General features: G+C 70.6%; 22 protein-coding genes. 16 read left to right on the top strand and 6 right to left on the bottom strand.

The window, feature by feature from the left end:
- Nucleotides 1-2: 2 nt before the first annotated feature.
- Both KNO15_RS00280 and KNO15_RS00285 read right to left on the bottom strand, forming a co-directional pair.
- Nucleotides 3-1964 carry a YhgE/Pip domain-containing protein gene (locus tag KNO15_RS00280; protein WP_241701363.1) on the bottom strand — a complete coding sequence of 654 codons (1962 nt, stop codon included), beginning with the start codon at nucleotides 1962-1964 and terminating at the stop codon, nucleotides 3-5.
- Nucleotides 1961-4909, bottom strand: coding sequence for an MMPL family transporter (locus tag KNO15_RS00285; protein WP_241701364.1), 2949 nt, complete (start codon nucleotides 4907-4909; stop codon nucleotides 1961-1963). Before KNO15_RS00285 ends, KNO15_RS00280 begins: the two co-directional genes overlap by 4 nt.
- A gap of 136 nt (nucleotides 4910-5045) precedes the next feature.
- Here KNO15_RS00285 and KNO15_RS00290 point away from each other — a divergent pair, with 136 nt between their 5' ends.
- Complete coding sequence (locus KNO15_RS00290) at nucleotides 5046-5708, top strand: TetR/AcrR family transcriptional regulator (protein WP_241701365.1); 663 nt, start codon at nucleotides 5046-5048, stop codon at nucleotides 5706-5708.
- 59 nt (nucleotides 5709-5767) lie between these two features.
- Entirely contained in the window at nucleotides 5768-6640 is an 873-nt protein-coding gene (locus tag KNO15_RS00295) for an SGNH/GDSL hydrolase family protein (protein ID WP_241701366.1), read from the top strand.
- On the opposite strand, the gene KNO15_RS00300 is transcribed toward KNO15_RS00295, so the two are convergent.
- A complete protein-coding gene (locus tag KNO15_RS00300; protein ID WP_241701367.1) occupies nucleotides 6552-7469 on the bottom strand; it encodes a sugar phosphate isomerase/epimerase family protein in 918 nt (305 codons plus the stop codon). The genes KNO15_RS00295 and KNO15_RS00300 overlap by 89 nt on opposite strands.
- A 181-nt stretch (nucleotides 7470-7650) precedes the next feature.
- Here KNO15_RS00300 and otsA point away from each other — a divergent pair, with 181 nt between their 5' ends.
- The 6 genes from otsA to ilvC all read left to right on the top strand — a co-directional run bounded on the left by otsA (nucleotide 7651) and on the right by ilvC (nucleotide 15179).
- Entirely contained in the window at nucleotides 7651-9123 is a 1473-nt protein-coding gene (gene otsA / locus KNO15_RS00305; protein ID WP_241701368.1) for an alpha,alpha-trehalose-phosphate synthase (UDP-forming), read from the top strand.
- Between the two features lie 13 nt (nucleotides 9124-9136).
- On the top strand, nucleotides 9137-9949 hold the full coding sequence (gene otsB, locus KNO15_RS00310) for a trehalose-phosphatase (protein ID WP_241701369.1): 813 nt from the start codon (nucleotides 9137-9139) through the stop codon (nucleotides 9947-9949).
- An 86-nt stretch (nucleotides 9950-10035) separates the two neighbouring features.
- Entirely contained in the window at nucleotides 10036-11730 is a 1695-nt protein-coding gene (ilvD, locus tag KNO15_RS00315) for a dihydroxy-acid dehydratase (RefSeq protein ID WP_055919763.1), read from the top strand.
- 55 nt (nucleotides 11731-11785) lie between these two features.
- Nucleotides 11786-13591 carry an acetolactate synthase large subunit gene (locus tag KNO15_RS00320; RefSeq protein ID WP_241701370.1) on the top strand — a complete coding sequence of 602 codons (1806 nt, stop codon included), beginning with the start codon at nucleotides 11786-11788 and terminating at the stop codon, nucleotides 13589-13591.
- Between the two features lie 2 nt (nucleotides 13592-13593).
- Complete coding sequence (ilvN, locus tag KNO15_RS00325; protein WP_055919769.1) at nucleotides 13594-14103, top strand: acetolactate synthase small subunit; 510 nt, start codon at nucleotides 13594-13596, stop codon at nucleotides 14101-14103.
- 47 nt (nucleotides 14104-14150) lie between these two features.
- Entirely contained in the window at nucleotides 14151-15179 is a 1029-nt protein-coding gene (gene ilvC / locus KNO15_RS00330) for a ketol-acid reductoisomerase (protein ID WP_241701371.1), read from the top strand.
- A 67-nt stretch (nucleotides 15180-15246) separates the two neighbouring features.
- Here ilvC and KNO15_RS00335 read toward each other — a convergent pair whose 3' ends face one another.
- Nucleotides 15247-15435, bottom strand: coding sequence for a DUF1918 domain-containing protein (locus KNO15_RS00335; RefSeq protein ID WP_241701372.1), 189 nt, complete (start codon nucleotides 15433-15435; stop codon nucleotides 15247-15249).
- Nucleotides 15436-15527: 92 nt separating this feature from the next.
- Here KNO15_RS00335 and KNO15_RS00340 point away from each other — a divergent pair, with 92 nt between their 5' ends.
- From KNO15_RS00340 to KNO15_RS00355, 4 genes are all read left to right on the top strand, one after another.
- Complete coding sequence (locus tag KNO15_RS00340) at nucleotides 15528-16259, top strand: copper homeostasis protein CutC (protein WP_241701373.1); 732 nt, start codon at nucleotides 15528-15530, stop codon at nucleotides 16257-16259.
- A 126-nt stretch (nucleotides 16260-16385) separates the two neighbouring features.
- The gene (gene serA / locus KNO15_RS00345) at nucleotides 16386-17978 is read left to right on the top strand and encodes a phosphoglycerate dehydrogenase (protein WP_241701374.1); all 1593 of its coding nucleotides are present in this window, start codon (nucleotides 16386-16388) and stop codon (nucleotides 17976-17978) included.
- A 109-nt stretch (nucleotides 17979-18087) separates the two neighbouring features.
- On the top strand, nucleotides 18088-18453 hold the full coding sequence (locus KNO15_RS00350; protein ID WP_241701375.1) for a YciI family protein: 366 nt from the start codon (nucleotides 18088-18090) through the stop codon (nucleotides 18451-18453).
- A gap of 35 nt (nucleotides 18454-18488) precedes the next feature.
- On the top strand, nucleotides 18489-19736 hold the full coding sequence (locus tag KNO15_RS00355; protein ID WP_241701376.1) for an RNA polymerase sigma factor: 1248 nt from the start codon (nucleotides 18489-18491) through the stop codon (nucleotides 19734-19736).
- A gap of 21 nt (nucleotides 19737-19757) precedes the next feature.
- On the opposite strand, the gene KNO15_RS00360 is transcribed toward KNO15_RS00355, so the two are convergent.
- A complete protein-coding gene (locus KNO15_RS00360; protein ID WP_241701377.1) occupies nucleotides 19758-20342 on the bottom strand; it encodes a TetR/AcrR family transcriptional regulator in 585 nt (194 codons plus the stop codon).
- Nucleotides 20343-20409: 67 nt separating this feature from the next.
- Here KNO15_RS00360 and KNO15_RS00365 point away from each other — a divergent pair, with 67 nt between their 5' ends.
- The 3 genes from KNO15_RS00365 to KNO15_RS00375 all read left to right on the top strand — a co-directional run bounded on the left by KNO15_RS00365 (nucleotide 20410) and on the right by KNO15_RS00375 (nucleotide 24268).
- Nucleotides 20410-21951 carry an MFS transporter gene (locus tag KNO15_RS00365; RefSeq protein WP_241701378.1) on the top strand — a complete coding sequence of 514 codons (1542 nt, stop codon included), beginning with the start codon at nucleotides 20410-20412 and terminating at the stop codon, nucleotides 21949-21951.
- A gap of 107 nt (nucleotides 21952-22058) precedes the next feature.
- Nucleotides 22059-23114, top strand: coding sequence for a 3-isopropylmalate dehydrogenase (locus KNO15_RS00370; protein WP_241701379.1), 1056 nt, complete (start codon nucleotides 22059-22061; stop codon nucleotides 23112-23114).
- 23 nt (nucleotides 23115-23137) lie between these two features.
- The gene (locus KNO15_RS00375) at nucleotides 23138-24268 is read left to right on the top strand and encodes a branched-chain amino acid aminotransferase (RefSeq protein ID WP_241701380.1); all 1131 of its coding nucleotides are present in this window, start codon (nucleotides 23138-23140) and stop codon (nucleotides 24266-24268) included.
- 97 nt (nucleotides 24269-24365) lie between these two features.
- On the opposite strand, the gene KNO15_RS00380 is transcribed toward KNO15_RS00375, so the two are convergent.
- Complete coding sequence (locus KNO15_RS00380) at nucleotides 24366-25460, bottom strand: aminotransferase class V-fold PLP-dependent enzyme (protein ID WP_241701381.1); 1095 nt, start codon at nucleotides 25458-25460, stop codon at nucleotides 24366-24368.
- An 82-nt stretch (nucleotides 25461-25542) separates the two neighbouring features.
- On the opposite strand from KNO15_RS00380, the gene KNO15_RS00385 reads away from it, so the two are divergent.
- The gene (locus KNO15_RS00385; RefSeq protein ID WP_241701382.1) at nucleotides 25543-26484 is read left to right on the top strand and encodes a LysR family transcriptional regulator; all 942 of its coding nucleotides are present in this window, start codon (nucleotides 25543-25545) and stop codon (nucleotides 26482-26484) included.
- The last annotated feature ends 14 nt before the right edge of the window (nucleotides 26485-26498 follow it).

The raw sequence follows: 26498 nt of genomic DNA on the forward strand, positions 1-26498 counted from the left end.
CGCTACTCCGCAGGCAACAGCTGCGAGGCGGTGACGATGCGGCGCCGGGCGACGGCCGCCAGCGCAAGGCCGAAGCCGACGACGGCCCAGAGGAGCAGACCGCCGAGGCCCCGCCACACCCCTGTCGAGCCGTCGACCACACCCTGCAGCGCGGTGATCGCCGGTGAGGTCGGCATCCACGCCATCACACTGTCGAAGAACCCGGGCGACGTCGACACGATGCCGGCGGCGAGCGTCACCACGACGACCAGCATGGCGAGGAAGCGGCCGATTCCGCCAAGCAGGGCGACGAGACCGTGGTTCACCGCGGCGAAGCAGACCGCCGCTGCGACGGAGACCGCGGCGAAGCCGAACCACGCGCCGAGGCCGAGGTGCATCGCCGGCTGCATGATCCCGGCCACGAGCAGGCCCTGGACGACCCCGATCACGGCGGCGGGCGCGAGGCCGTCCGCGGCGATCAGGCCGGCGGCACGGGACGTCAGGAGCGCGCGCCGCGACAGCGCCTGGAGCACCAGGAAGGTGGCGAGGGCTCCGAGCCACAGGGCGACCGACGCGAACAGCGGAACGCTGGAGGCGCCGAACGCCGTGGTGCCCGACTGCTTCTGCCCGACCGGCTGCGAGGCGACCGACGCGAGGTTGGTGCGCTGACCCGCGTCGTAGTTCGGCAGCTGCGCGACGGCGGTGTCGAGGCCGGACGCGAGGGAGGCCGCGCCGGAGGCGGACTGATCGGCGCCGCTGGCGAGCGGCTGGAGTCCTGCCGTGAGCTGCGCAGTCCCGTCGGCGAGCTGCGTGGCCCCCGCGGCGGACTGCTCGGCCCCGGCGGCGAGCGTCGCCGCACCGTCGGCCGACTGATGGGTGCCGGCGGCGAGTTGGCTGGTGGCGGTCGACAGCGTGCCGAGATTCGACGACAGCTGCGTGGTCTGGCCGGCGATCGTGGACGCCCCGGATGCCGCACCTGACGCATAACCGATGCCCTGCTGAAGGTCAGGCAGGTTCGCCGTCACTGCTGCGCAGAGCGCCGCCAGCTGCGGGTCGACCGGCGTCGGCGTGCAGTTCGTCGCCGCGGCGGCGCCGATCGCCTGGGCGGCGCTCGTGACTTTCGCCGCGGACGTGCGCGCGGCGGTGCCCACTCCCTCGATCGCGGCGGGGAGCTGCGCAGCGCCCGATGCCGCCTGGCCGAGGCCGCTCGAGACGGTGTCGAGGTTGCCCGCGATCGTGCCGAGCCCGCTGGACAGGTCGGAGGCCCCGCCCGCCAAGCGGGAGACACCTCCCGCGAGCGACGACGCCCCGCTGGAGAGCTGTGCCCCTGCATCCGCGGCCTGGTGCGCCCCCGATGCCAGCTGCGTCAGCCCGCTCGAGAGCGAGTGCGCCCCGCTCGCTGCCTTGGCCAGCTGGCCGTGCAGCGTGTTGAAGCCGACGTAGACGTTCTCGAGGTAGGTCGTCGTGAGCTGCTTGTTGAGGACACCGGTCGCCGTGGTGGTCACCGCCTGGCTGATCGCGGGGTCCACGAGCTTCGACTTCTGGCTGGTCCGGACGTCGATGGTGGCCTGGGTCGCCGCGCCCGTGGTGCCCGCCGTGGAGGTCGCCGCCTTCGAGAAGTTCTTCGGGATCGTGACCACCGCCACATAGCTGCCGTCGGCGATCCCGGCGTCCGCGTCCTTCTGATCGGTGAGCACCCAGGTGAAGTTGTCGTTCTTGGCCCCGAGCAGCCCAGCGGCCATCTGGCGGCCGAGGGGCACCACCTGGCCGTTGACGGTGACCGGCTGGTCGAGGTTGACGACTGCGGCCTTCACCTCGCCGAGGCGCTCGGTCGGGTTCCACAGGGCCCAGACGAGCAGTCCGCCGATGACGAGCGGCACGAGGATGAGGCCGACGATGGTCAGCCAGGTCACCCGCTTGTCGGAGCGCATGCGCTCGAGCGAGAACAGGGAGCGCGGGCGGCGCAGAGGAGGTGGGGTGGTCATCGGGCGTTCGCCTTCTCGAGGTGGGCGGCGGGGTGGTCCGCGTCATCGGTTTCGCCGGCGGTGCCGGCCTGCCCGGTGACGCCGGGTGTCGCGGGGTGGTCGGTCGCGGGGTGCGCGGCGCCGTCGGCGTCGATCGTGAGCTGGACCGCCGTGGGCTCCGCGGTCTCGGGCAGCAGGTCGTCCAGCCCGGAGGGGTCGACGCAGGTGACGACGAGCGCGAACGGGCGTCCGGCCTCCTGCGCGCTCGCGAACGCACGGCCGAGCTCGACGCGGACGCGGCGACGCTCCACCGGATCGGTGAGGCTGTCGGCGGCGTCGAGGCCGAGGATGACCGGCGAGCTCGCGAGTGCCCGGCGGACATCCTCCACCGGCGTCTCCGAGTGGTCGAGCCGCACGACGGACGTGCGAGACCGCACGGCCGCGCCGCGCGTCGGCAGGACGAAGCCGGCGACCTTCACGGTGCCGCCTGCGACCGTGGTGCGTCCGGTGACGGCCATCAGCAGGGCGAGGGCAGCGGTGCGGTCGGGACCGTGCACGACGAGGGCCTCTCCGTCGCCGAGGCGGAACGACACGTCGCGCAGGATGGGCGTGCGGCGCGCGCTGACGGCGAGCCCGTCCGCCGCAGCGACGAATTGCGAGCCGGGCTCCGGCCAGTCGGCCAGCTCCAGCTCCTTCTGCAGTCCGTCGCCCTCCACATCGAACGACGGAAGGATGCGGTCGAGCCAGCGTGGCATCCACCAGGCCTTGTCGCCGAGCAGTTGCAGCACGGCCGGCACCAGGGTCATCCGCACGATGAACGCGTCGACGAACACTCCGACGGCGAGGCCGAGGGCGATCGGCTTGATGGAGGTGTCGCCCTCCGGTACGAACGCGGCGAAGACCGAGATCATGATGACGGCCGCGGCCGTGACGACCTTGGCTGAGCCGACGAAGCCGCTCTGCACCGCTCGGCGCGCGTCACCGCCGTGCACGTAGTCCTCGCGGATCCGGCTGACGAGGAAGACCTCGTAGTCCATCGCGAGACCGAACAGCACTCCCATCAGGATGATCGGCATGAAGCTGATGACCGGCCCGGTCTTGTCGAGGTGCACCGCGTCGGCGAACCAGCCCCACTCGAACACCGCCGTGACGGCGCCGAAGGCGACGCCGACCGAGAGCAGATAGCCGAGCGCGGCCTTGATGGGCACGGCGATCGACCGGAACACCATCGTCAGCAGCACGAGCGAGAGCCCGACGACGAGGATGCCGAACGGCAGCAGCGCGCCGGCCAGTCGGGAGGAGACGTCGATCTGGGCCGCCGTCGTGCCCGTCACCTTGAGGTCGACACCGTACTCGTCGAGGAAGTGCTGGTGCTTGGCGCGCAGCTCGGACACCAGTTGCGCGGTCTGCGGATCGTCGGGGGCGGTCGTCGGGATGACCTGCACGATCCCGGTGTCGGCGTTCTGGTTCGGGGTCGAGAGCGGAACCGCGGCGACGCCGGGTAGATCGGCGATCTCTGCGCCGAGCTTCTTCATCAGGCCGACCGGGTCCGTGCTGGAGATGATCGACCCTGTGACGATCAGCGGGCCGTTGTAGCCCGGCCCGAAGTGTTCGGAGACGAGGTCGTAGGCGATGCGTGCAGGGTCGGACTTGGGGTGCGAGCCTGCGTCGGGGAGCGCCAGCCGCAGCTGGAGCGCCGGGACGGCCGCGATTCCCAGAGCGACGACGACCGCGACCACTGTGGCGATCGGGAATCGGGTGACAGCTCGCACCCAGGTGCGGAACGGTCCCTTCGGGATCTCCGCCTTCGCCGCGTGCGCGAGCGACGGATTGGCGCGGGTGACCGGCTCTGCGGCGGGTGCCGCGGCCTCCGGCGCAGCGATGTCCGCTGTGACTGCCGTGGCCGCCTTCGACTTCCGTGCAGCGCGCTTTGCGGCGCGGTGTCCCGGCGCGATGCGGGCACCGGCGAAGCCGAGGAACGCCGGAGTGAGCGTGAGCGCGACGAGGACGGCGATGCCCACCGCGACCGACGCCGCGAGTCCCATCGTGGTCAGGAACGGGATGCCGGCCACGGCGAGACCGGCCAGCGCGATGATGACGGTGATGCCCGCGAAGAGCACGGCGGAGCCGGCGGTCGCCACGGCGCGCGCTGCGGACTCCTCGGGATCGACCCCCGCTTTCAGTTGGCTCTGATGGCGGGAGATGATGAAGAGCGAGTAGTCGATGCCGACGGCGAGGCCGAGCATGAGTGCCAGCAGCGGCGTCGTGGAGGAGATCGGCCCGAAGAGGGTCGCGATGAAGATGAGCGCCATCGAGAGGCCGACGCCGAGCAGGGCCGACGCCAGCGGCATCCCCGCGGCGAGGATCGACCCGAACGTGATGATCAGCACCACGATCGCGATCACGAGGCCGATCCCCTCCGTCGGTGAGATCTCGGGCAGGCTCTGCGAGAACAGCTGACCGCCGACGGCGACCTGCGATCCGGACGGCAGCTCGGTGCGCAGGGACGCGCCCGCGTCGGAGATCGCCTTCTTCGTCGCGGCGGGCACCGTCGTCTGCTGCCCGTGCAGCTGCACGGTGATGATGGCCGCTGTGCGGTCGTCCGAGATCAGGTTCTTGACCGTCGAGCTGTAGGGGGAGGTGGTGCCGGCGACGCCGTCGGTCTTCGCGAGGTCGGCGACCGTCCGCTCGACGGGCTTCTGGATCGCCGACTGGTCGACGGTCTCGCCGTCGGGGGCCACGACGACGATCTGGGCGCTGGTGCCGCTGACCTGCGGGAAGGTCCTGCTCAGCGTGTCGAGGGCCTCCTGCGACTCGGTGCCGGGGATGCTGAACGTGTTGTCCGTGCCCTGGTTGAACGCGATGGCGCCACCGGCCAGGAGGACGAGCAGCAGCAACCACACAGACAGCACGAGCTTGCGGGCACGGAAGGCCCAGCGGCCGATCGAATACAGGAGCGAGGACACGCGTTCTCCAGCGGTAGGGACCGACGGCACCGGAGGTCGGGACCGACGAAGGACTTCGATACACCTTTGTATCCGACGCCCGAAACTGTATCGGATACACTCGTGTATCGGGAACTCGACCCAGGAAGGTTTCAGCTTGGAAGGCACAGCTCTCAGAGAGGACGCCCCCGTCGAGTCCGCGCGCCGCCAGCGCACCCGCGCCCGCCTCCTCGACGCCGCCTTCGACGTCTTCGCCGAGCAGGGCGTCAAGGCCGCGAGCGTCGAGACGATCGCCGAGGCGGCGGGCTTCACGCGCGGCGCGTTCTACTCGAACTTCTCCAGCAAGGAGGAGCTCTTCTTCGCCCTGATGGAGCGCGAGAAGGTCATGCGCATCCAGCAGCTCGACGCCGGTGTCGAGCAGTATCTGCGGCCGCTCGTCGGCGATGGAGGGGTGGAGCTCGACGACGGGGATGTCATCCGCACGATCACCCGGATCCTCGAACTGCAGTCCGACGACCGGCGTTGGTGGCTGGTGCAGTCCGAGTTCCTGCTGCTGGCGCTGCGCGACCCGGCGATCTCCGCCGACTTCCTCCGCTATCAGGACAGCTTCTTCCAGGAGCTCACCGAGACGGTCGTCGCAGCCCTGGCGAGCGCACGCCGCCGCTTCACGATCGACCCGGAAGAGGGGGTGCGCATCATCGCGGAGCTGTGCGCGAACGGCGAAGCGCGCGCCCTGCTCGCCGGCGACGAGCGACCCTTCGCCGAGCGGCTGTCGCAGACGGTTCCCGCCATCCTGCTCGCGCTCACCGAACGGATCTGATCAGCTCCTCACTGCGGCCTCCGATCGAACAGCGAGGAGCAGCGGGTAACGTGAGTTCGATGCGACGCAGAGTGCTCACCTCCGCTCTCACGGCCGCGCTCGGAGCCGCCGTGCTCTTCGCCGTGGCCGCGTGCGCATCGCCGGGTGCACAGCAGGGCACGCAGGACGCGACGCCCCAGCCGGCGCCCACCGCATCGACGACGCCGGATCCGTTCCCGCGCAAGCCGCTGACCGAGCGCACCCGCTATGTCGCTCTGGGCGACTCGTTCGCAGCCGGGATGGGCGGGGGCGACGAGACCGGCAAATGCCGGCTCAGCCCCAACAGCTACCCGAGCGACTTCACGAGGGCCTCGGGGATCGACCTCGTCGTGAACGCCGCGTGCGCGGGAGCGACGACCTCCGACCTGCTCAAGCACCAGCTGATCGCCCTCGACGACCGCACCGACCTCGTCACGGTGAGCGTGGGAGGCAACGACCTCGGCGTCGCCGCCATCGCGGCGGAGTGCACCGCGGGCAAAGCCGTCCCGTGCCGCGACGGGGTGTCGTCGGCGCTGTCGTTGCTCAACGTCCTCCCGGAGCGGCTCGCCGCCGTCTACGGCGCCATCCACGATGCCGCGCCGAACGCGCGCATCGTCGTCACGGGCTACGCGCTCATGTTCGACAACTCGAACACCAGGTCGCCCGATTTCGGCACGGCGACGGCGATCAACGCGGCAACGCTCGGACTGAACCAGACCGTGCAGGACGTGGTGGCCAGCCAGCGTTCCTCCGGCGTGCCGATCACATACGTCGGCGTCGATTTCGCAGGCCACGGCATCGGTTCGAAATCGCCGTGGCTCAACGTCAGCGGGATCGACGCCTTCCACCCGACCGCAACGGGCTACGGACAATACTCGAGCGCGCTGGTGCGGCTGCTGGGGCGGGCGCAGTAGCGGGCGGGGTCGCCGTTTCGTCCGGCCCGCCCTGGTCGATCCCGCTCGTGTGCGCGTATGCGAAGCTCAGGGTCTCCTGGAGCATCGCCCGCCGGTCCGCGGCGTCGCGCGCCTTTCGGGTGTTGACCTCCGCGACGATCGACCCGCTCCAGCCGGAGGCCGCGAGCGAGCGGAGCACGGCGGCCACCGGCTGGCTGCCGCGACCGGGCACGAGGTGCTCGTCGAAGACCCGCGAGTCGTCGAGGGCGCCGGAGCCGTCGCAGAGATGCACGTGGCGCAGCCGGGAGCCGAGCGCGTCGGCCAGCTCGAGACCGTCCACACCGCTCAGCGCGGCGTGCGAGAAATCGAGTGTGACGGCGTCGCAGTCCATCCCCACCGGGTTCCAGTGCGGCACGTACCCGGCCATGGACCGCCCGGCGACCTTCCACGGGAACATGTTCTCGACCGCGACCACGACCCCCGTCGACGACGCCGTCGCCCGGACGATGTCCAGGAAGTCCTCCGCGTAGCCGGACTGCCAGCGGAACGGCGGGTGGACGACGACCGTGTCCGCTCCGAGCTCCGCCGCGAGTTCCGCCGATCTCTCCAGCTTCACCCGGGGGTCGCGTCCCCACACGAAGTGCGTCAGCAGCAGGACAGGGGCGTGGATGCTCAGCACGCGCGTCCCTTGCCGCTCGGCCAGCGCCCGGAGCGCCCGCACCGACTGCGTCGTCTCGTCGCGCGTCACCATGACCTCGACGCCGTCGAACCCGAGCTCCGAGGCGGTCCGGAAGGCCGTCTCGACCCCGAGGGGGTAGACGCACGTCGTGCCCATGCCGATGCGGATCACGACGCCACTCTAATCGCGGGCGCTGAACGAGCCGTGTCGGTGCGGTAACGCAACCCCCCGGAGGTTCGTCAGACGCGCTGGTACTGTGGCGGATACGAGCATCCGACCTCGACGGGGGAGTTGACCGACCATCAGTACGACGTCAGAGACAGCAGCGACCGAAGCGTACGAACTGGTGATCGTGTCCAACCGGCTCCCGGTCGACCGCGTCGTCGACGAGAGCGGACAGGCGAGTTGGCGTCCGTCGCCCGGTGGGCTCGTGACGGCCCTCCAGCCGGTCATGCGCGCGGAGGACGGTGTCTGGGTCGGCTGGGCCGGGGTGGCCGACGAGGAGATCGAGCCGTTCGAGGCCGACGGCATCAACATCCTCCCCGTCGCCCTGAGCGAGCAGGAGCTGCAGGAGTACTACGAGGGCTTCTCGAACGACACGCTCTGGCCGCTCTACCACGACGTCATCGCCCAGCCGAGCTACCACCGGGAATGGTGGGAGAGCTACGTGCAGGTCAACCGCCGTTTCGCCGACGCGGCAGCGGGAGCGGCCGCCCACGGCGCCGTCGTGTGGGTGCACGACTACCAGCTTCAGCTGGTGCCCGCGATGCTGCGGGAGGTCCGCCCCGACCTCGTCATCGGGTTCTTCAACCACATCCCGTTCCCTCCGTACGGCATCTACTCGCAGCTGCCGTGGCGGCGCCAGATCATCGACGGCCTCCTGGGAGCCGACGTCATCGGCTTCCAGCGCGTGGCCGACGCCGGCAACTTCTCGCGCGCGGTGCGCCGGCTGAAGGGCTACGAGACCCGCGGGCCGATCATCGAGGTGCCGATCGACAGCGACGATCCGGAGGCCGGCTCGCACCGCCACGTGACCACCAACCGCCACGGCGGTCTGGTTCGTACGGTTCTCGCGCGCGCCTTCCCGATCTCGATCGACGCCGAGCAGTACCAGTCTCTCGCCCGGCGTCCGGACATCCGGGCGCGGGCGGCCGAGATCCGCGAGGAGCTCGGGAATCCCGAGACCATCATGCTGGGGGTCGACCGCCTCGACTACACCAAGGGGATCGGCCACCGCCTCAAGGCCTTCGGCGAACTGTTGCGCGACGGCCGGATCGATGTCGAGGACGTCACGCTCGTTCAGGTGGCCAGCCCCAGCCGGGAGCGCGTCGAGACCTACCGCCAGCTCCGCGACGAGATCGAGCTCACTGTCGGGCGCATCAACGGCGACTACGCGACGCTCGGGCACACCGCCGTCGCCTACCTCCACCACGGCTACCCGCGGGAGGAGATGGTCGCGCTGTATCTGGCGGCCGACGTGATGCTGGTCACCGCGCTGCGCGACGGCATGAACCTCGTCGCCAAGGAGTACGTCGCGACGCGCGTCGACGAAGACGGCGTGCTCGTGCTGAGCGAGTTCGCGGGCGCCTCCGACGAGCTGCGTCAGGCCCTGCTGATCAACCCGCACGACATCGAGGGCCTGAAGGACACGATCCTCCAGGCGATCGCGATGCCGAAGCGCGACAGGGTGCGGCGCATGCGCGCGCTGCGCAAGAAGGTGCTGACCAACGACGTCGCGCGCTGGTCCGCGAGCTTCCTCGACGCGCTCACGCGCAGCGCGCACGGCGACCACCCCCTGCAGGACCCGCCGGTCAACCGGCGCTGACTCCGAGAGCCGCATGACAGACCCCACCCGCACGCCCGCCGCCCCGCCCGCCGCTGTCGCCCTCGCCACCGCGGTGGCGCAGCTCGCCGCTGCCGAACGGCTCCTGCTCGCCCTCGACTTCGACGGCACCCTCGCCCCGTTCGTCGACGATCCCGCATCGGCGCGAGCGCTTCCGCAGGCGAAGGCGGCGCTCGACCGGCTCGAGGCGCTGCCCGACACCTGGGTCGCGTTCGTCTCCGGCCGGCCCCTCGCGGGCCTCGAGACCGTGACGGAGGCGGACGCCGACGCGCTGCTCATCGGATCGCACGGCGTCGAGATCCGCTTCGGCCGCGACGGCGTATCCCTCGACCTGACGGACGACGAGCGCGCGACCCTCGACGGTCTCGGGCGCGTTCTCGGCGCCCTCGTCGACAGCGTCCCCGACGCCCGGCTCGAGGTGAAGCCGGTCGGCTTCGGTGTGCACTACCGGCTGTTGGAGGGTGACGCGGGCGCGGATGTCGTGGCACGCGCGTATGCGGCCGCCGCCACGGTGAGCGGCGCCCTGACGATCCGCGACGGCAAGGACATCATCGAGTTCTCCGTCCGCGGTGCGAACAAGGGCGACGGCATCCAGCGGCTGCGGGAGTACACCCGGGCGACCGCCGTGCTGTTCGCCGGCGACGACGTCACCGACGAGGACGGCTTCGCCGCCCTGCGTCCCGAAGCCGGCGACCTCGGGATCAAGGTGGGGGAGGGCGACACCGCCGCGCAGTTCCGCGTCGCCGACGAGCGGGCGATCGCGACCCTGCTGACCCTGCTGGCCGACGCGCGCGAGCGCGTGCGCTAGTCCTCCACAGGGCGACCGCCCCACCAGTTGTCCACCGCTTCCGACGCATGGCCGAAGGGGCATCCAAACGGTCCTAGAGTTGTCACATGCCAGAGATCGATTGGAAGCCGCGTTCGCGCGTCGTCACTGACGGGATCGAAGCCACCACCAGCCGCGGGATGCTGCGGGCCGTGGGCATGGGCGACGCCGATTGGGAGAAGCCCCAGATCGGCATTGCGAGCTCGTGGAACGAGATCACGCCCTGCAACCTCTCGCTCGACCGCCTCGCGCAGGGTGCGAAAGAGGGCGTGCACTCCGGCGGAGGGTATCCGCTGCAGTTCGGCACCATCTCGGTCTCCGACGGCATCTCCATGGGCCACGAGGGCATGCACTTCTCGCTCGTCTCGCGCGAGGTCATCGCCGACTCGGTCGAGACGGTCATGATGGCCGAGCGACTCGACGGAACCGTGCTGCTCGCCGGCTGCGACAAGTCGCTGCCCGGCATGCTGATGGCAGCGGCCCGGCTCGATCTGGCGGCCGTGTTCCTCTATGCCGGCTCGATCGCGCCCGGCTGGGTCAAGCTCAGCGACGGCACCGAGAAAGACGTCACTATCATCGACTCGTTCGAGGCCGTCGGCGCGTGCAAGGCCGGCAAGATGAGCGAAGAGGACCTCAAGCGCATCGAGTGCGCCATCGCCCCGGGCGAGGGCGCGTGCGGCGGCATGTACACGGCGAACACGATGGCCAGCGTCGCGGAGGCCCTCGGCATGAGCCTTCCCGGCTCCGCCGCGCCGCCCTCGGCCGACCGCCGTCGCGACTACTTCGCGCACCGCTCCGGCGAGGCCGTCGTCAACCTGCTCAAGCAGGGCATCACCGCCCGCGACATCCTGACGAAGAAGGCGTTCGAGAACGCGATCGCCGTCGCGATGGCGTTCGGCGGCTCCACCAACGTGGTACTGCACCTCCTGGCCATCGCGCACGAGGCCGATGTCGACCTCACGATCGACGATTTCAACCGCATCGGCTCGAAGGTCCCGCACATCGGCGACCTCAAGCCGTTCGGCAAGTACGTCATGAACGATGTCGACCGACACGGCGGGGTCCCCGTGGTCATGAAGGCCCTGCTCGACGCCGGCCTGCTGCACGGCGACTGCCTCACGGTCACCGGCAAGACGGTCGCCGAGAACCTCGCCGAGATCAACCCGCCGGCGCCCGACGGCAACGTCATGCGCTCCCTCGACAACCCCATCCACCCCACGGGCGGCCTGACCATCCTCAAGGGGTCGCTGGCGCCCGAGGGCGCGGTCGTCAAGACGGCCGGCTTCGACGCCGACGTCTTCGAAGGCCCGGCTCGCGTGTTCGAGCGCGAGCGTGCCGCGATGGACGCCCTGACCGAGGGGCGGATCAACGCGGGCGATGTCGTCATCATCCGCTACGAGGGTCCGAAGGGCGGCCCCGGCATGCGCGAGATGCTCGCGATCACCGCGGCCATCAAGGGCGCGGGGCTCGGCAAGGATGTACTACTATTGACGGACGGACGATTCTCAGGCGGCACAACCGGCCTGTGCATCGGCCACATAGCACCCGAAGCGGTGGACGCAGGTCCCATCGCATTCGTGCGCGATGGTGATCTGATACGGGTCGATATCGCGGCTCGCTCCCTCGACCTACTGGTCGACGAGTCAGAGCTGACCGCCCGCCGCGAAGGCTGGGCGCCTCTTCCTCCGCGCTATACCCGTGGCGTTCTCGCGAAGTACTCCAAGCTCGTGCGCTCCGCTGCGGAGGGCGCGGTCACGGGGTAGCCCTTCGCCTCGACACAGCTCCATCCACCATTCGCATGTAAGGGATCGATAAGGCATGACGCCGGATGCAACCCCCAGCACAGTGTTGCCCTCCGCGACGCCAGGAAAGGCGTCGCCCGAAACCCTGACCGGCTCCCAGTCGGTCGTCCGCACCCTCGAGCTCCTCGGCGTCACCGACGTCTTCGGGCTGCCGGGCGGTGCGATCCTCCCCATCTACGACGCGATCATGGACTCGTCCGTGATCCGCCACATCCTGGTCCGCCACGAGCAGGGCGGCGGCCACGCGGCCGAAGGCTACGCATCTGCTTCCAACAAGGTCGGCGTCGCCATGGCGACGTCCGGCCCCGGTGCGACGAACCTCGTCACCGCGATCATGGACGCGCACATGGACTCCGTGCCCGTGGTGTTCATCACCGGCCAGGTGTTCTCGACCCTGATGGGCACGGACGCGTTCCAGGAGGCCGACATCGTCGGCATCACGATGCCGATCACGAAGCACTCGTTCCTGGTCAAGAAGGCCGAAGACATCCCGGCGACGATCGCCGCGGCGTACCACATCGCAGGAACGGGGCGCCCCGGGCCTGTACTGGTGGACATCACCAAGGACGCCCAGCAGAACGCGGTGCCGTTCGTCTGGCCGCCCAAGATCGACCTTCCCGGCTACCGGCCGATCACCAAGGCGCACGGCAAGCAGATCCTCGCCGCCGCGCAGCTCCTCGCGGAGTCGAAGAAGCCGGTGCTCTACGTCGGCGGCGGTGTGATCCGGTCCCAGGCCTCCCAGGAGCTCCTTGAGCTCGCCGAGACCACGGGAGCGCCCGTGGTGACAACGCTGATGGCGCGCGGGGCGTTCCCCGACACCCACCAGCAGCACCTCGGCATGCCCGGCATGCACGGCACGGTGCCCGCGGTCCTCGCCCTGCAGGAGTCCGACCTCATCGTGTCGCTCGGGGCGCGCTTCGACGACCGGGTCACCGGCAACACGTCCCTCTTCGCACCCGACGCGAAGATCGTGCACGTCGACGTCGACCCTGCCGAGATCTCGAAGATCCGCGTCGCCGACGTCCCCATCGTCGGCGATGCCAAAGACGTCATCGTCGATCTGACCGCGGCCTTCCAGGAGGCGACCCGCGGTGCAGAGGTCGACCTGGTCGAATGGTGGACCTACCTCAACGGGCTCCGCGAGGAGTTCCCGCTCGGGTACACCCCGACCAGCGACGGCCTGCTCGCGCCGCAGCACGTCATCCAGCGCATCGGCGAACTGACCGGACCGGAGGGCATCTACACCGCCGGCGTCGGGCAGCACCAGATGTGGGCGGCGCAGTTCATCAAGTACGAGCGCCCCAACTCCTGGCTCAACTCCGGGGGCGCCGGCACGATGGGATACTCGGTCCCCGCTGCGATGGGCGCCAAGGTGGCCCAGCCCGACCGGGTCGTGTGGGCGATCGACGGCGACGGCTGCTTCCAGATGACCAACCAGGAGCTCGCCACCTGCACGATCAACGACATCCCGATCAAGGTGGCGATCATCAACAACTCGTCGCTCGGGATGGTGCGGCAGTGGCAGACGCTGTTCTACGACGGCCGCTACTCCAACACCGACCTCAACACCGGCCACGACACCGTGCGGGTGCCCGACTTCGTGAAGCTGGCCGAGGCGTACGGCGCCCTCGGCATCCGCGTCACGAAAGAAGAAGAGGTCGACGCGGCCATCAAGCTGGCGCTGGAGACGAACGACCGCCCGGTCGTGATCGACTTCGTCGTTAGCGCCGACGCCATGGTGTGGCCGATGGTCCCGCAGGGCGTCAGCAACAGCTACGTGCAGTACGCCCGCGACCACAGCCCCGCCTTCGGAGAGGAGTAACAATGAGCAGTCACGTTCTGAGCCTCCTCGTCGAGGACAAGCCCGGTCTGCTGACCCGTGTCGCCGGCCTGTTCGCGCGCCGCGGGTTCAACATCCACTCGCTCGCGGTGGGCACCAGCGAGGTCGACGGCCTCTCGCGCATCACCGTGGTCGTCGACGTGGAGGAGCTGCCGCTCGAGCAGGTCACCAAGCAGCTCAACAAGCTGATCAACGTCATCAAGATCGTCGAGCTCGACCCTGCGCAGTCCGTGCAGCGCGAGCACCTCCTCATCAAGGTCCGCGTCGACAACTCGACGCGCTCCCAGGTGCTGGAGGCGGTCAACCTCTTCCGCGCCCGCGTCGTCGACGTGGCCACCGACGCCCTCGTCATCGAGGTCACCGGCGACAGCGGCAAGACCCAGGCGCTCCTCAAGGTGCTCGAGCCCTACGGGATCAAAGAGATGGCCCAGTCGGGCCTTCTCGCGATCGGCCGCGGCGGCAAGTCCATCACCGAGCGCGTCTTCAAGAACTAGGCCCACCCTCGGGCATCAGAACCACATCAAGAAGGAGAACCCACACAGTGGCTGAGATCTACTACGACAACGACGCGGACCTCTCGATCATCCAGGGCAAGAAGGTCGCGGTCATCGGCTACGGCTCGCAGGGCCACGCGCACGCACAGAACCTCCGCGACTCGGGTGTCGAGGTCGTCATCGGCCTCAAGGAGGGCTCGAAGTCCAAGCCGAAGGCCGAGGAGGCGGGCTTCCGCGTCCTCTCCGCCGCCGACGCGGCCAAGTGGGCCGACGTGATCGTTATCCTCGCGCCCGACCAGGTGCAGCGCACCCTCTACGCGGACGACATCCAGGCCAACCTCGAAGAGGGCAACGCGCTCGTCTTCGGCCACGGCTTCAACATCCGCTTCGGCTACATCGAGGCGCCCGAGGGCGTCGACGTCATCATGGTCGCCCCCAAGGGTCCGGGCCACACGGTCCGGCGCGAGTACGAGGCCGGCCGTGGCGTCCCCGTGATCGTCGCCGTCGAGAAGGACGCGACCGGCAACGCCTGGCCGCTCGTGCTGAGCTACGCCAAGGGCATCGGCGGTCTGCGCGCCGGCGGCATCAAGACCACCTTCACCGAGGAGACCGAGACCGACCTCTTCGGTGAGCAGGCGGTGCTCTGCGGCGGCGTCTCGCAGCTCGTCCAGTACGGCTTCGAGACGCTCACCGAGGCCGGCTACCAGCCGCAGGTCGCCTACTTCGAGGTGCTGCACGAGCTCAAGCTCATCGTCGACCTCATGTGGGAGGGCGGCATCGCCAAGCAGCGCTGGAGCGTGTCCGACACGGCCGAGTACGGCGACTACGTCTCCGGCCCGCGTGTGATCGACCCGCACGTCAAGGAGAACATGAAGGCTGTTCTCTCCGACATCCAGGACGGCACCTTCGCCAAGCGCTTCATCGCCGACCAGGACGCGGGCGCGCCCGAGTTCCTGGCGCTGCGCGCCAAGGGCGAGCAGCACCCCATCGAGGCCACCGGCCGCGAACTGCGCAAGCTCTTCGCCTGGAACGCATCGAACGACGACGACTACGTCGACGGCGAGGTCGCGCGCTGACCCAGCCGCTGCGCGCCACGGCAACCTGAGAGGGGCCGCACCCGCGGGGGTGCGGCCCCTCCGCCGTTCAGACGGAACTGTGCTCGATGACCGTGTCGGTGCCGGGGTAGACGAGCGTCTCGTGGCCGTCGTCGAACCGGACGAGATAGGGCGGAGCGCCGTCCGCTCCGCGCACCTCCAGCACTTCGCCATGGCGGTCGGGCGACTCCACCGTGGCGCCCCGGATGCAGATCCGGTCTCCGATCGTCGCCTGCATGACGACCTCCTTCCGCGCCTCACCGCGTGCGGGCTCCTACTGCCGACGCTACGCCCGCAGCCGCCGTCGGAGAATGCCGCTATCGTGGCGGCATGCCCCTCCGCAGCGCCGCCGTCGAGATCGCCGTCCAGGATGTCGCCGGTGTGCGCGTCGCACTCGCGGAGGGCGCCGACCGGGTCGAACTGTGCGCGGCACTCCCGCTCGGCGGCCTCACGCCGTCGGCCGGCCTGGTCGCCCAAGCCGTCGAGGAGGCGACCGAGGCGGGCCGCAGCGACTTCGTGCACGTTCTCGTCCGTCCCCGCGGTGGCGGTTTCGTCTACGATGCGGACGAGCTCGAGACGACGCTGGCCGACATCCGCTTCGCCCGGCAGAGCGGGGCCGGCGGGGTTGTCGTCGGCGCCCTCGACGAGGCGGGACAGATCGACCGCGAGGCGATCGCGCGTTTCGTCGAGGGAGCGGGCGACCTCGACCTCACCTTCCATCGCGCGTTCGACACCCTGGCGGATCCCGAGGCGGCGGCCGAAGTGCTCATCGAGCTCGGCGCCGCCCGCGTGCTGACCTCCGGTGGCGCCGCGCGCAGCATCGACGGGATCGAGGCCCTGCGCGCGCTGGCCCAGCGGGTCGGTGGCCGTCTCCAGGTGATGGCGGGTGGGGGAGTGCGGGTTCGGGACATCCCCGCGCTGACCGCCGCAGGGGTCGACGCTGTGCACCTCTCGGCCCGGCAGACCGTCTCCGGAGCTCCAAGCGGTCCGGGTGGCGGCGACGCCCGCTACGACATCACCGATCCGGTCGCGGTGCGCGAGGCGGTCGCCGCCACGCGCTGACGACGGCGCCGGGGGTCGTAACGCGGCGCAAGCCACGCTTGCCGTCCCGCTAGAGTTAAGCAACCCGCGCACCGTCGACTGCTGCGCGCCTTCTCCCAAGCCAGCCTCCCTGTAAGGAACTGCCACGTGACAAAGCCGGTCGTCTTGATCGCCGAAGAACTCTCGCCCGCCACCGTCGACGCCCTCGGGCCGGACTTCGACATCCGCGACGTCGACGGGACCGACCGGGCCGCCCTGCTCTCCGCCGTCGCCGAGGCGGACGCCATCCTCGTGCGCTCCGCGACCAAGGTCGACGCCGAGGTGATCGCGGCCGCTCCCAAGCTGCGCGTGATCGCCCGCGCCGGCGTCGGACTCGACAACGTGGACATCAAGACGGCCACGAACGCCGGTGTCATGGTCGTCAACGCCCCGACCTCCAACATCATCTCGGCCGCCGAGCTCACGGTCGGCCACATCCTGAGCCTCGCCCGCCACATCCCGGCCGCTCACAACGCCCTCGCGCAGGGTCAGTGGAAGCGCTCGAAGTACACCGGGGTGGAGCTGTACGAGAAGACCGTCGGCATCATCGGGCTCGGCCGCATCGGCGCGCTCATCACGGCGCGGCTGCAGGCCTTCGGCACCAAGGTGATCGCCTACGACCCCTACGTCACGAGCGCCCGCGCGCAGCAGCTCGGCGTTCAGCTGGTGAGCCTCGACGAGCTGCTCGCCGACGCCGACTTCATCACCATCCACATGCCCAAGACGCCGGAGACGACGGGGATGATCTCCGACGACCAGCTCGCGCTGATGAAGCCGACGGCGTTCATCGTCAACGTCGCCCGCGGCGGCCTGATCGACGAGGACGCGCTCTACCGGGCGCTCAGCACCCACAGCATCGCGGGCGCTGGGCTCGACGTCTTCGTGAGCGAGCCCCCGGCCGACTCTGCGCTGCTCGGGCTCGAGAACGTGGTGGTCACACCCCACCTGGGCGCGTCGACCGACGAGGCCCAGGAGAAGGCCGGCGTCTCCGTCGCGAAGTCGGTGCGCCTCGCGCTCTCGGGCGAACTCGTCCCCGACGCCGTCAACGTCGCGGGCGGCGTCATCGACCCGTACGTCCGCCCCGGCATCCCGCTCGTCGAGAAGCTCGGCCAGGTGTTCTCTGGCCTGGCGCACAGCCCGCTCACCAGCATCGACGTGGAGGTCCGCGGCGAGCTCGTCGACTACGACGTCAGCGTGCTCAAGCTCGCGGCACTGAAGGGCCTCTTCACGAACATCGTGAGCGAGACCGTCTCGTACGTGAACGCGCCGCTCCTCGCCGAGCAGCGCGGCATCGAGGTGCGGCTCATCACCGACTCGGTCAGCGAGGAGTACCGCAACCTGATCACGCTGCGCGGCGCCCTGAGCGACGGCTCGCAGGTGTCGGTGTCGGGCACGCTCACCGGCACCAAGCAGATCGAGAAGGTCGTGGAGATCAACGGCTACGACGTCGAGGTGCCGGTCGCCGAGCACCTGATCGTGATGATCTACGACGACCGCCCCGGCATCGTCGCGGTCTACGGCCACGAGTTCGGCGAGGCGGAGATCAACATCGCCGGCATGCAGATCGCGCGGACCTCCGCGGGCGGCAAGGCGCTCAGCGTCCTCACCGTCGACTCGCGCGTGCCGGAGGGCCTGCTCGAGAAGGTCCGTGTCGCCATCGACGCCGACCTCATGCAGGAGATCGACATCACGGAGTCCTGACGCCCGTCGCGATCTCATTGTCGCGCGCTGTCGATTTCGGCGGTTGACTTGCGTCGTGGGGGTGCCGACGCCCTCCCGGCTCGGCACCCGGCGAAGTGAGGAGACCATCATGTCCGACGAATACGTCCTGCTCATCCACGAGCCGGACTGGGATCCGGACTCCATGACGCCCGATGAGTGGCGGGAGGCGATGACCGGCCATCAGGCCTTCCAGGATGCGGTCGTGGCGGCGGGCGAGCGGATCCTCGCGACCAGCGCCCTGCAACCGATCACGAAGGCCACCAAGATCACCCCACGCGCCGGCGAGCCCCCGCTGATCAGCGACGGGCCCTTCAGCGAGACCCGGGAGGTGGTCACCGGCTTCTACAGCTTCACCGCGTCCACCCCGGAGCAGGCCAGGGAGCTGGCCGCGCTGGTGCCGACGGGGGGCTGGGTCGAGCTGTACCCGGTGCTGGCGCTCGACCTGGCCCGCTGAGCGGTCGGATCACGAGTGGTGACGGTGGGGACCGGATGACGGCGGCCGAGCGCCTGGAGCGCGCGTACCGCGAGGACGCCGCACGGATCCTGGGCGCGGTCGCGCGCACGACGGGGGACCTGCTGCTCGCCGAGGACGCGGTGCAGGAGGCGTTCGCGCGTGCGCTCGTCGAGGCCGCCCGCGGTCGGGAACCGGCCAACCCGGCCGCCTGGATCACGACCGTGGCGCGACGCGTCGCCATCGACGTCCAGCGGCGCGAGCGCACCTCGTCGCGGGTCGCCCCGATGCTCGCCGCGCAACTCGCCATCGCCGAGCGGTCGGCCGTCGACGGCGACGTGGAGGGAGGAACGTCGGTGTTCACCGGGGACGAGCGTCTCGAGCTCATCCTGCTGGTCGCGCATCCCGACCTCGCACAGGAGGCCAGGGTGGCCCTTGCGTTGCGGCACGTCTGCGGTGTGCCGACCGCGCGGATCGCCGAGGCCTTCCTGGTCTCCGAGCCCACGATGGCCGCGCGTCTCACCCGTGCCAAGAAGCGCATCCACGACTCCGGCATCCGGTTCTCGCTGGACGACCCCGCGATGGTCTCGGCGCGGATGCCGGACGCGCTCACCACCGTCTACCTGCTCTACTCCGCGGGCCACGCGGCCGCCGACGACCGGTTGCGCGGCGACGCCATCGCTCTCGCCAGGGACGCGCACCGGCTGACCGGCGAACCAGAGAGCGCCGGCTTGCTCGCTCTGCTGCTGCTCACGGAGGCCCGCCAGGCCACGCGACTGACGTCCGACGACGAGTTCGCGACGCTGCGCGAGGCCGACCGGTCGCGTTGGGATGTCACGCTCCTCGCCGAGGGCGAGCGCCTCGCGACGGAGGCCCTGACCGGTGTCGGCGCCGAGGGGGACGGCCGGTATGCACTGCAGGCGGGCATCGCAGGACTCCACGCCATCGCACCGAGCTGGGACGCCACCGACTGGCCGTTGATCGTTCGCCTCTACGACGGGCTGGTGAGGGTGTGGCCGAGCGCCGCCGCCCGCCTGGGCCGGTTGGTCGCCGTGGGGCACAGCCCCGACGCTGGGCCGGAGGTCGCGCTGGCCGGACTCGACGCGGACCCCGTACTCTTCGAAGGCCCGCTGGCTCCGCGTGCGCACGCCGCACGCGCCGAGCTGCTCCGTCTCGCAGGGGCGACCGCTGCAGCGGCGGTGGAGCTGCGGCGTGCGATCGCCGCCTCGGGCGACGATCGCACCCGGAGATCGCTGCAGCGGCTCCTCGACGCCGGGGCCGTGTGACCGTTCGGTCGCGGTGACCGTTCAGTCGCGCGCCGACAGGCGCTCGACCAGCGCGATGAGCTGCTGCACGTCCGTCTCGTCGCGGAGCACGGCGTTGGCCGCGGGGAGCAGGGCGCTGTTGTAGTACATCCCGTCGCCGATGAGCATGATCGTGCGTGCGACCATCCGGTCGCCGACGACGGCTTCCAGCTCGCTGAGCCACAGGCGCTGCGCGTCGGCGAGGGCGTCGCTGGCCCGGGCGTCCGAGGCTTGGGCGAGCCGGGCGATGGCGACGATGACCCGTTCGAGTCGGTTGTCCGACGGGATGGAGGTGCGCAGGAAGTACGACACCGGGCCGTCGGGTGCGGAGCGCATGTGCTCGACGTCCCGCTCGAGATCGGCGGCGAAGCGCTCGAGCACGCCGTCGACGAGGGCGTCTTTGGAAGCGAAATGGTAGAGCAGGCCGCCCTTGGAGACGCCGGCGCGCGCGGCGACCGCCTCGAGAGTGGCCGCCCGCTCGCTGTGCTCGGCGAGCAGGTCTTCGAAGGCGTCGAGGATGCGGTCGCGCACGGACCGGCCGGGAGCCGTGGGCGTCGCCGGCGAGGCGGGAGCGACGGGGGAGGGCATGGGGCCATGCTAGCCGCCGCTGGCGGCGATCTTGATTACTGTACCGTCCAGACGGTACAGTAGATCCATGTCCGCGACCACCCACTCCACCACCGCACCCACCTCCGCACCGGCTCCGGCCCGCGGTGGCGCCCGTGCGTGGGCGGCGCTGGTGGTGCTCATGCTGCCGGTGCTGCTCGTCTCCGTCGACAACACCGTGCTCGGCTTCGCGCTTCCGGCGATCACCGAGGCTCTGCGGCCCTCCGGCACGCAGATGCTGTGGATCGTCGACGTCTACCCGCTGGTGCTCGCCGGCCTCCTGGTCGCCATGGGCAGCCTCGGCGACCGCATCGGCCGTCGCCGGGTGCTGCTCATCGGGGCCACGGGCTTCGCCGCCGTATCGGCCGCCGCGGCGTTCGCGCCCACCGCGGAACTGCTGATCGCCGCCCGGGCCGCCCTCGGCTTCTTCGGCGCCATGCTCATGCCGTCCACCCTGTCGCTGCTGCGCAGTGTGTTCCAGGACCGCGAGCAGCGCCGCCTCGCCATCGCGATCTGGGCCGCGGGATTCGCCGCAGGTTCGGCGCTCGGCCCGATCGTGGGCGGTCTGCTGATCGAGCACTTCTGGTGGGGCTCGGTGTTCCTGCTGGCGGTCCCCGTGCTGATCCCGCTTCTCGTGCTCACGCCGCTGCTCGTGCGGGAGTCCCGCGACCCGAACCCGGGCCCGGTCGACGTCGTCTCGATCCTGCTCTCGCTGCTGACGATGGCGCCGATCGTCTACGGCATCAAGGAGTTCGCCGTGCACGGCCTCGCGGTCGTGCCCGTGCTGGCGGTGGGCATCGGCCTCGCGGCCGGCGTGCTGTTCGTGATGCGGCAGCTGCGCCGTCCGATCCCGATGCTCGACATGCGGCTGTTCCGCCGTGCGGCGTTCAGCGGCGCGGTGCTGATCAACCTGTTGAGCGTGATCGCCCTGGTCGGCTTCCTGTTCTTCGTGTCCCAGCACCTCCAGCTCGTGCTCGGACTGCCGCCGGTGCAGGCCGGCATGGTGCTGCTCCCGGGGCTCGCCACGATGATCGTCTCCGGCCTGGTCGTGGTGCCGATCGCCCGGAGGCTTCGGCCGGGTTTCGTCATCGCCGCCGGCCTGTGCGTCTCGGCGACGGGATACCTGCTGGTCGCGCTGACGGGAGGGGACGCCTCGTGGGGCGTGCTGCTCGCGGCGTTCGTGCTGCTCGGGGCCGGGATCGGCGCGGCGGAGACGGTGTCCAACGAGCTCATCATCTCCACCGCTCCGGCGGACAAGGCGGGAGCCGCGTCGGCGGTCTCGGAGACCGCGTACGAGCTCGGCGCCGTGCTCGGAACGGCCACGCTCGGCAGCATCATCATCGCGTCGTACCGCGCCGCGATCGTGCTGCCGTCCGGGCTCAGCCCGGCCGACGCGACAGCGGCGTCCGACACGCTCGGCGGGGCGGTCACGGTGGCGGAAGGCCTCCCGGCACACGCGGCCGCGGAGCTGCTGGAGTCGGCGCGGCACGCGTTCGACAGCGGGATCGGGCTCACGGCCTCCATCGGCGTCACGCTGATGCTGACCGCGGCCGTGCTCGCCGTCTTCACCCTGCGCCGCGTCCGCGGCTGACACCGCTCCGCCGCCTCGCCGACGCCCGGCCGGCGGCGGCGCGGAGGCCGCGCCGGCGGCGATAGTGTTAGGTGAACCGTCCGCCCACCGATCAGTGCAGGAGCGTCATGAGCACAACCGTCCAACTCGCCGTCATCCCCGGGGACGGGATCGGTCCGGAGGTGATCGCGGAGGCGGTCAAGGTGCTCGACACGGTGGCCGCGGGAAGCGACCTCGCGTTCGAGAAGACGTACTTCTCGCTCGGCGCCGACCGGTACCTGGCCACGGGCGACGTTCTCACCGACGACGATCTGGCCGCGATCGCCGGCCACGATGCGATCCTGCTCGGCGCCGTCGGCGGCAGGCCGGGCGACCCGCGGCTGACCGGGGCCAACATCGAACGCGGGCTGCTGCTGAAGCTGCGGTTCTCGCTCGACCACTACGTCAACCTCCGCCCGACCACGCTCTTCCCCGGAATCGCGAGCCCGCTCGCGAACCCGGGCGACGTGGATTTCGTGGTGGTGCGCGAAGGAACGGAAGGGCCGTACGTCGGCAACGGCGGCGCCATCCGGCAGGGCACGCCCCACGAGATCGCCAACGAGGTCTCCGTCAACACCGCGTACGGCGTCGAGCGCGTGGTGCGCTACGCCTTCGAGCAGGCCGAGCAGCGCCGCAAGAAGCTGACGCTCGTGCACAAGACCAACGTGCTGACCTTCTCGGGAGGCCTCTGGAAGCGGATCGTCGACGCGGTCGCCGCCGAGCACCCCGACGTGGCCGTGGACTACCTGCATGTCGACGCGGCGACGATCTTCCTGGTCACAGATCCTGCTAGATTCGATGTGATCGTCACGGACAACCTCTTCGGCGACATCCTCACCGACCTCGCGGCCGCGATCAGCGGCGGCATCGGACTGGCCGCCTCGGGCAACCTCAACCCCGCGGGCGAGTTCCCGAGCATGTTCGAACCGGTTCACGGATCGGCCCCCGACATCGCCGGCCAGCAGAAGGCCGACCCCACCGCCGCGATCCTCTCCGTCGCTCTCCTCCTGCGCCACCTCGGCGCCCGGGAGCTCGCGGAGCGCGTCGAGCAGGCGGTGACGTCCGACCTGGCCGCCCGCAGCGGCGACGCGCGCACGACCTCCGAGATCGGCGACGCGATCGCGGCCCGCGTGGCGCAGAATTGACGCATCGCAGCAAAGGACACTCAATGACCTCCACCAGCATCAACCTCACCTCCGGCCCCTCCGAGACCGCGGGGCTCCTCTGGAACGTCACTCGCAGCGAGTCGGCACGCAGCGCGGCCGAGCGCGACGAGATCCTGGCGAACCCCGGTTTCGGCAACTACTTCACCGATCACATGGTCGACCTCTGCTGGTCGGCCAAGGGCGGCTGGCACCGGCCGCGGGTCTCCCCGTACGGGCCCATCCAGCTGGACCCGTCGGCCGCGGTGCTGCACTACGCCCAGGAGATCTTCGAGGGCCTCAAGGCGTACCGGCACGCGGACGGCTCGATCTGGAGCTTCCGCCCGGAGGCCAATGCAGCGCGCATGCAGCGGTCGGCCTACCGCCTCGCGCTTCCCGAGCTGCCCGTCGAGCACTTCCTCGACGCGCTCAAGCAACTCGTCGCGGTGGACGGCGACTGGGTGCCCGACCGCGAGGAGACCAGCCTGTACCTCCGGCCGTTCATGTTCGCCAAGGAGGCGTTCCTCGGTGTGCGCCCGGCGAACAAGGTGGCGTTCTACCTGATCGCCAGCCCCGCAGGCGCCTACTTCCCGAGCGGCGTCGCCCCGGTGTCGATCTGGCTGTCCGATCACTGGTCGCGCGCCGGCAAGGGCGGCACGGGTGCGGCGAAGACCGGCGGAAACTACGCGTCGAGCCTGCTGCCGCAGGCGGAGGCGTACGAGCACGGCTGCGCCCAGGTGCTGTTCCTCGACTCGGTCGAGGGCACGTACATCGAGGAGCTCGGCGGGATGAACGTCGTGCTCGTCTACAAAGACGGCACCCTGGTCACGCCCGAGTCGGACAGCATCCTCGAGGGCATCACGCTCGACTCGGTGCTTCAGCTCGCGCGCGACCGTGGGCACGCGGTGGAGCGTCGTCGCGTGACGATCGACGAGTGGCGCACCGGCGTGGAGTCGGGCGACATCGTCGAGGTGTTCGCGTGCGGGACCGCCGCCGTCATCACCCCGATCGGCGAGCTGAAGTCCGACACGTTCACCGTCGGCGACATCACCGCGCCTCCCGGGGAGCTGACCATGTCGCTGCGCAAGGAGCTGACCGACATCCAGTACGGCCGCGAGCGCGACCGCCACGGCTGGATGCTGCGCCTCGACGCCTGACGGCTGACGGCTCTGCCGAGGGGCACGTTGTTGTCACTTTTCGCCCCGAAGAGCGACAACAACGTGCCCCTCGCGCTTCGGGGTGGGAGAGCCCGCGTCAGCGGGTGAGGGCGGAGAGGACGCGGTCGACGTCGTCGGCGGTGTTCCAGAGGTGGAAGGCGACGCGGGCGCGGCCGGCACGGCCCGACGCGCGGAGGCCGGCGGCCGTCAGCGCCGCGAGGTCGGTGCCGGCGGGGTCCGGCCAGGTGAGGATGGCGCGGCCGCGCACCGGAGCGTCGAGCGCGTCCGTCAGGCCGAGCGTCTCGGCCAGCCGGTCGCCCAGCCCTGTGGCGTGCGCGTGCACGGCATCCGGATCGAGCCTCGCGAAGAACTCCAGAGCGGCGGCGGTCCCCGGCCAGACCGGCCAGGCGGGGGAGACGTCGAACCGTCGCGCAGACGCCGCCGGTGCGTCGAGCGGCCCGTAGCACGAGCTCCACGGGTCCTCGGCGGCGAACCAGCCTGCGTGAACCGGGTTCAGAGCGTCGCGCAGGTCGGGGCGAACGGTGAGGAACGCACTGCCGCGCGGCGCGCAGAGCCACTTGTAGGCGTGCGTGACGGTCAGGTCGAACCGGGAGGCGTCCACCGGTAGCCAGCCGAGCGCCTGCGTGAGGTCGGCGAAGCTCAGCGCACCCGTGCGGGCGCACGCCGCGAGGATAGCGTCGGCGTCGGCGTGCTCGCCCGTCGCCGACTGGACGAGCGAGAATGCGACCAGCCAGGTCCGCTCGTCGACGGCGGCGGCGAGCCCGGCGAGCGGGACCTCCCTGACCCGAACGCCCCGGTTCGCCCGCGCGTGGAAGGGCGCGACCATGGACGCGAAGTCGCCCTCGACGCAGATCACCTCGGCGCCGTCGGGGACGGACGCCGCCACCAGGGACGCGAGCACCGAGACCTGGGACCCGATGGCGATGTCTCCGGCCGCCACGCCCGCGATGCGTGCGAACGCGGCACGCGACCGAGCGATCGCGGCGTCGTAGTCGCCGGGTGAGGCGTCGCCGCGCGCCCAGCGTTCGAGGTCGTCCCGCGTCGCGTCGACCGTCGAGCGGGTCGGCAGCCCTTGGGTGCAGGCGGCGAGGTAGCCGGGCCCCGCCGAGAAGGCGTCGCCGAACACGGGCGGTGCGGCGACGGCGGTTGGGCGGGCGGGTGATTCGGGCATGCCATCCAGCCTGCGAGGCTCGGATACATCACACCAGGACAGGTGTTGAATCGAACACATTCACTCCGGTTATGATTCGGGTATGCTGCTCGACGACCTCGATTCCCACAGCCTCCGCGTCGTGCGCGCCATCGCCGATCTCGGCTCGATCACGCGCGCGGCGGAGTCGCTCGGCTACAGCCAACCGGCGATCAGTCAGCACCTGCGCCGCCTGGAGGGCCGCATCGGGATGCCCCTGGTCGCCCGCGCCGGCCGCGGAGTGCGCCTCACCGAGGCCGGGCGCGTGCTCGCGCGCCACGCCAGAGCGGTCACCACGGCCCTGGACGCCGCCGCGGGCGAACTCGCCGATCTCCGCGGCCTGCGCACCGGCCGGGTACGGCTCGCCGGGTTCCCCTCGGCCTCCTCGTCCCTCGTGCCCCGACTGCTCAGCACCATGGAGGCCGAGCATCCCGGCGTACGCATCACCTATCTGGAGGCGGAACCCCCGGAAGCCGTCGCCGCCGTCCGCGGCCAGAGCGCCGACCTGGCGATCACCTTCAGCTACCCGGGAGATCGCGCCGACCCGCACCGGGAGAGCACCAGGGGACTCGCGGTCGTGCCGCTGTGGAAGGACGAGATGCTGGTCGCGATCCCGGCCGGCCATCCGCTCGCGGACGCCGACCGCGTCGACCTCGCCGGGCTGGCCGCCGCATCGTGGATCGGCGGCTGCCCTCGCTGCCGCGGCCACCTCCTGGAGCTGGCAGACGCGTGCGGGTTCGCGCCGCGCATCGCCTACGAGACCGACAACTTCATCGCGGTGCTGCGGATGGTCGCCGAAGGCGTCGGGGTCGCGTTGCTCCCCGCCCTCGCGGCCGGTTCGGCGGGGACGGTTCCCGGAGTGGCGCTGCGTCCCACCGCCAACCGCGACCACCGCACGATCAACCTGGTCGCGGCATCGGGCTCCGACGCCGTACCGGCGATCGCCGCGACCGCGGACGCGCTGCTCGCCCTCGACGGCGGCGCCTGGGGGCTGTCGGGGCTCTGATCGCTGGCTACGAT

The sequence above is a fragment of the Leifsonia shinshuensis genome, assembly GCF_022606355.1.
Classification (GTDB): Bacteria; Actinomycetota; Actinomycetes; order Actinomycetales; family Microbacteriaceae; genus Leifsonia; species Leifsonia shinshuensis_B.

Excerpts from the sequence above, each read along its gene's own strand:
- KNO15_RS00380 (WP_241701381.1), bottom strand. The coding sequence starts at position 25,460 with ATGCCCGAATCACCCGCCCGCCCAACCGCCGTCGCCGCACCGCCCGTG.
- KNO15_RS00355 (WP_241701376.1), top strand. The coding sequence starts at position 18,489 with ATGACGGCGGCCGAGCGCCTGGAGCGCGCGTACCGCGAGGACGCCGCA.
- KNO15_RS00295 (WP_241701366.1), top strand. The coding sequence starts at position 5,768 with ATGCGACGCAGAGTGCTCACCTCCGCTCTCACGGCCGCGCTCGGAGCC.
- KNO15_RS00280 (WP_241701363.1), bottom strand. The coding sequence starts at position 1,964 with ATGACCACCCCACCTCCTCTGCGCCGCCCGCGCTCCCTGTTCTCGCTC.
- KNO15_RS00370 (WP_241701379.1), top strand. The coding sequence starts at position 22,059 with ATGAGCACAACCGTCCAACTCGCCGTCATCCCCGGGGACGGGATCGGT.
- KNO15_RS00360 (WP_241701377.1), bottom strand. The coding sequence starts at position 20,342 with ATGCCCTCCCCCGTCGCTCCCGCCTCGCCGGCGACGCCCACGGCTCCC.
- KNO15_RS00375 (WP_241701380.1), top strand. The coding sequence starts at position 23,138 with ATGACCTCCACCAGCATCAACCTCACCTCCGGCCCCTCCGAGACCGCG.
- KNO15_RS00365 (WP_241701378.1), top strand. The coding sequence starts at position 20,410 with ATGTCCGCGACCACCCACTCCACCACCGCACCCACCTCCGCACCGGCT.
- KNO15_RS00350 (WP_241701375.1), top strand. The coding sequence starts at position 18,088 with ATGTCCGACGAATACGTCCTGCTCATCCACGAGCCGGACTGGGATCCG.
- ilvN (WP_055919769.1), top strand. The coding sequence starts at position 13,594 with ATGAGCAGTCACGTTCTGAGCCTCCTCGTCGAGGACAAGCCCGGTCTG.
- ilvD (WP_055919763.1), top strand. The coding sequence starts at position 10,036 with ATGCCAGAGATCGATTGGAAGCCGCGTTCGCGCGTCGTCACTGACGGG.
- KNO15_RS00335 (WP_241701372.1), bottom strand. The coding sequence starts at position 15,435 with ATGCAGGCGACGATCGGAGACCGGATCTGCATCCGGGGCGCCACGGTG.
- KNO15_RS00385 (WP_241701382.1), top strand. The coding sequence starts at position 25,543 with ATGCTGCTCGACGACCTCGATTCCCACAGCCTCCGCGTCGTGCGCGCC.
- KNO15_RS00320 (WP_241701370.1), top strand. The coding sequence starts at position 11,786 with ATGACGCCGGATGCAACCCCCAGCACAGTGTTGCCCTCCGCGACGCCA.
- otsB (WP_241701369.1), top strand. The coding sequence starts at position 9,137 with ATGACAGACCCCACCCGCACGCCCGCCGCCCCGCCCGCCGCTGTCGCC.
- KNO15_RS00340 (WP_241701373.1), top strand. The coding sequence starts at position 15,528 with ATGCCCCTCCGCAGCGCCGCCGTCGAGATCGCCGTCCAGGATGTCGCC.